The sequence below is a fragment of the Thermococcus sp. genome, assembly GCF_026991495.1.
GTDB lineage: Archaea > Methanobacteriota_B > Thermococci > Thermococcales > Thermococcaceae > Thermococcus.
Window position 1 is genome coordinate 1 of record NZ_JALXBJ010000073.1, and the last position, 3,819, is coordinate 3,819.

The following is a 3,819-nucleotide window of genomic DNA, read 5'->3' on the forward strand; positions in this document are numbered from 1 at the left end:
TCTGCTCAGGGAGAAAAAGGCCTCGTGCGGCTCGACCTCCGTCAGGAAGCCTAAGGTTCCCATGTTGATGCCGAGTATTGGAAAGTCCCTCTTGGTCTTGTGCTCCACCCGGAGTATCGTGCCGTCCCCGCCTATGACGATTATGAAGTCCACGTTGAACTCCTCAAGCGGAACCACGTCCCCCTCATCGAACTGCCTCAGGTGCTCGTACGTCTCCCTGTCCACCACGACGTCGTAGCCGCTTATCTTTAAGAAGTCGTAGACCCTGTACGCGAGTTTTAAAGCGGCTTCCCTGTCCCTCCTCGCGACTACACCAAACCTCATCGCCCCACCTGAAACCCTTACTCTCCCTCCTTCCCTTTAAGCCTTTCGCAGCGCAAAGTTTTTGATTCAATACCCCACAGGCCACTGGAGGTGAAAGCATGGGCCGGGAACTCGAGTACTTTTTCTACCCCCGGAGCGTCGCTGTCTTCGGGTCCTTCAGGGAGGGCGCGATAGCGAGGGAGATCCTCAGGAACATAGTTGAGGGCGGCTTTGAGGGGGAAGTTGTGCCGGTGAACCCCCGGGGTGGCCAAGTTGAGGTAGCCGGGAGAACCTTCGAAATCGTGAGGAAGCTTGAAAGGTCGGTTGACGTAGCGATAATCGCCGTTCCGGCAAAGGTAGTCCCGTCTCTAATAGACGAGATCGGGCCGCTCGTAAGGGGTGCCGTGGTGATAAGCGCCGGCTTCTCTGAGGTCGGGAACCGTGAACTGGAGCGTGAGCTGGTCGAAAAGGCTAAAAAACACGGGATAAGGCTTATAGGGCCAAACTGCGCGGGAATCTTTGGTGTCCACGGGAAGTTCTTCGGCTCCTTCGAGGTCAGGGTCAGGAAAGGGGGGCTGGCCCTGATAAGTCAGAGCGGTGCCTTCGGCGGTGCAGCCTTAGCAATGGGGAACGAGGAGGGGATAGGCTTTTCCGCCTTCGTCTCCTACGGAAACGCGGCGGATTTGAACGAGAGCGACTTTTTGGAGTACTTCGCGGACGATCCGAACACGAGGGTAATAGCCCTCTACATAGAGGGCGTTAAGGACGGAAGGCGCTTCCTACGGGCCCTCAGGTATGCGAGCGTGAGAAAGCCCGTTATCGTTCTTAAAGCCGGAAAGAGCGCGAGCGGTGCCAGAGCGGCCGCTTCCCACACGGGCTCCCTCTCCGGGAGCTACGAAATCTACCGCGCCGCCTTCAGGCAGGCGGGTGCCATTGAGGTTCGGGAGATGGAGGAGCTCTTTGATGCCGCTAAGGCCTTTGAGATGCACCCCAAGGCGGGAAGGCGCGTTGTGGTGATAACGAACTCCGGTGGGCCCGGCGTCCTCGCGGCGGATAAGCTTGAAGAGCTGGGGCTTGAGATGGCCGGCCTGAGCGTCGAAACCGTTGAAAAACTGCGCTCCTTCCTTCCCCCCCAATGCTCCGTTAAGAACCCTATCGACCTTATAGCCGACGCCGACTACACGAGGTACAGGAGAACCATCGAGACTGTCTGCCGTGACGATAACGTTGACGCCATCCTCGTGATCTGCGTCCCGCCGATATTCGTTCCGAGCGGGGAGGTGGCAAGGGCGGTCATTGAGGCCGACTGCGGAAAGCCCATTGTGGTTAACTTCATGGCTGGAGAACTGGTCAGGGATGGGCTTGAACTCCTCGAAAAAGATGGCATCAAGAACTTTCCCACGCCGGAGAGGGCGGCGAGGGCCCTTCTCTGGCTCTCCCTCAGGTGATCTACGATGGAGAAGGGCCCGGCTTTTTCCTTTCGAATATCTCCTTCACGTCCTCCAGGACTCCCGCCTTTGCGAAGACTATCAGGTATCCCTCCTCGGGGAGCTTTGTATCGCCGGAGGGTATCGTGAGGTTGCCCTTCCTGTCGTATATCGCTATTATCAGGGAGTCCCTCGGGAGGTTGAGGTCGCGGACGGCCCTGCCCGCCACCCAGCTCTCGGGCGTTATCTCAAAGCGAACTATCTCTGCCCCCTCCTTGGGGAAGAGGACCCTGTTGAAGCCCGGGTTTGCGAGGCTCCTCGATATGTACTCAGCCGCTATCTCCTCCGGCGAGATTATGAAGTTGAAGTACTTCTTCAGATCCTCAACCCTCTCGAATATCATTTTGTTCTTCGGGTTGCTTATCCTGAGGGCCGTGTAGACGTTGGGGTTCAGGTTCTTGGCGAGGATGCAGGCTAGTATGTTTGCGTCGTCCTTTCCAGTTAGGGCCGCGAAGGCGTGGGCCTGCTTTATGTTCGCCTCCTCAAGGGTCTTTGGATCTGTGGCATCGCCCTCTATCACGAGACCATTGATGTTAAGAGAGAGCTCCTGGGCCCTCTCCTTATCGGTCTCTATCACTGTAACATCGTGGCCGTCCCCTTCGAGGAGCTTGGCCACGAGGTAACCAACCCTGCCCGCGCCCATTATCACGACGAACATAGCCATCACCCCAGGAAGATGATAAAAAAGAAAGGTTCAGTCGAGCGATAGGAGGTACTTCGCTATCTCCGCGTACGCCGGCCTCGTTACGAACACACCTATGAGAACGCCGAGGATCGTCGTGAAGGCGAAGCCCTTGAGCGTCCCGACGAAGTAGAACAGGAGGAAGCTCATTGCAACTATCGTGGTCGTTGCCGAGGCGAAGATAATGAAGAACGCCCTCGCCATCCTCCTGAGCACGCCCATCCTCCTGCTGACTCCCCCTCCGCCGCCGAGGAGCTCGTCGGTTATAACGATCTGCTGGTCGACGCCCGTACCGATGGCCGCTATGATGCCTGCTATACTCGGGAGGTCGAGGTTCCATCTTATCAGCGCCGCGATACCAAGGATTATTGTAACCTCAAAGAGGCTCGTACTGGCAACCGGTATTGCTATCTTCCAGCGCCTGTAGTGGAAGTAGACTATGAGGAGGACGGTTATGAGCGCACCTATGCCAGCGAGTCCGGCCTGCTCCTTGAAGCCCTCCCCGAGCGTTGGTGATATGTACTCCTCGCTTATAACGTGGAGCTTGACCGCCAGCGAACCGCTCCGGAGGACGCTGTATATTCTCTTCGCCTCCGCTAAAGCCGCTTCCTTCGTGGCCGCTGATCCCGTCAGTTCCAAGAACTCCGGTGACTTCAGGGCTGGGTCGAAGGCCAGAGCGTAGGGGCCGTAGAGGTGGATGACCCTCTCAACGAAGGCCTTGGGCGTCTCTTGGGGGTTCTTCTTGAAGTAGGAGACCCTGATGTCGAGCTTTCTCTCGGACACTATGCTGCTGATGTTGTTGTAGAGCCCGCTTGGAACGTCGGCGAGGATTATCTTGTTCTTCTTAAGGGCCGTGGCGTTGTTTACAATGGCCATCGGGCTCTGGTTGGTGTAGACGAGGACGCTGATGTTGAGGCCCTTCTCGATCCTCTCAAGGAGGGTTGGGGCTTGTGGCCCGGCGTTGCCGTTGAAGTCCTGCGTGTTCTGGAGCTCCTGGTAGACGGCTGGGGAGACTACGAGGAGTGCGTTGGTTGGTGGGTCGAGGAATATATCAACCGGCCAGCCGACTTTGCCGCTCGCCACTTGTTTGAATCTCTCGCGGGCTTTGTCGGAGAGCATGAAGCCGACGCGCCAGCAGGTTGGGCACTTCTGGGGGTCGAGCCCCCACTGTCCGGAGGGGACGCTCACCTCCGCTCCAGTCGCAAAGATCACCCCGTTGAACTCCATGTAAAGAACACCCTGACTCTATCAGCTCCTTTATCTGCTTGGCCTCCTCAAGGGTCACGTTGGCAACTTTGACCACTATTAAACTCTGCCCGGTCTCCGGGTCGTGCTGGGCCTCTATCG

4 protein-coding genes are annotated in these 3,819 nt (G+C 57.4%); 1 reads left to right on the plus strand and 3 read right to left on the minus strand.

The genetic code is table 11. From position 1 onward, the window contains the following. A partial coding sequence (locus MVB78_RS08815; RefSeq protein ID WP_297490434.1) for an NAD(+)/NADH kinase occupies nt 1-324 on the minus strand: 324 nt, incomplete at its 3' end. 98 nt (nt 325-422) lie between these two features. On the opposite strand from MVB78_RS08815, the gene MVB78_RS08820 reads away from it, so the two are divergent. Further along, nucleotides 423-1,751 carry a CoA-binding protein gene (locus MVB78_RS08820; protein WP_297490436.1) on the plus strand — a complete coding sequence of 443 codons (1,329 nt, stop codon included), beginning with the start codon at nt 423-425 and terminating at the stop codon, nt 1,749-1,751. Nucleotide 1,752: 1 nt separating this feature from the next. Here the strand turns inward: MVB78_RS08820 and MVB78_RS08825 are convergent, their stop codons facing one another. Continuing rightward, nucleotides 1,753-2,448 (minus strand): TrkA family potassium uptake protein, encoded by a 696-nt coding sequence (locus MVB78_RS08825; protein WP_297490440.1) that lies wholly within the window; start codon nt 2,446-2,448, stop codon nt 1,753-1,755. Between the two features lie 36 nt (nt 2,449-2,484). Beyond that, a complete protein-coding gene (locus MVB78_RS08830; protein WP_297490438.1) occupies nt 2,485-3,699 on the minus strand; it encodes a preprotein translocase subunit SecD in 1,215 nt (404 codons plus the stop codon). Between the last annotated feature and the right edge of the window lie 120 nt (nt 3,700-3,819).

Bases quoted from the DNA above. Each gene is read 5' to 3' on its own strand.
- MVB78_RS08820 (WP_297490436.1), top strand. From the start codon at position 423: ATGGGCCGGGAACTCGAGTACTTTTTCTACCCCCGGAGCGTCGCTGTC.
- MVB78_RS08830 (WP_297490438.1), bottom strand. From the start codon at position 3,699: ATGGAGTTCAACGGGGTGATCTTTGCGACTGGAGCGGAGGTGAGCGTC.
- MVB78_RS08825 (WP_297490440.1), bottom strand. From the start codon at position 2,448: ATGTTCGTCGTGATAATGGGCGCGGGCAGGGTTGGTTACCTCGTGGCC.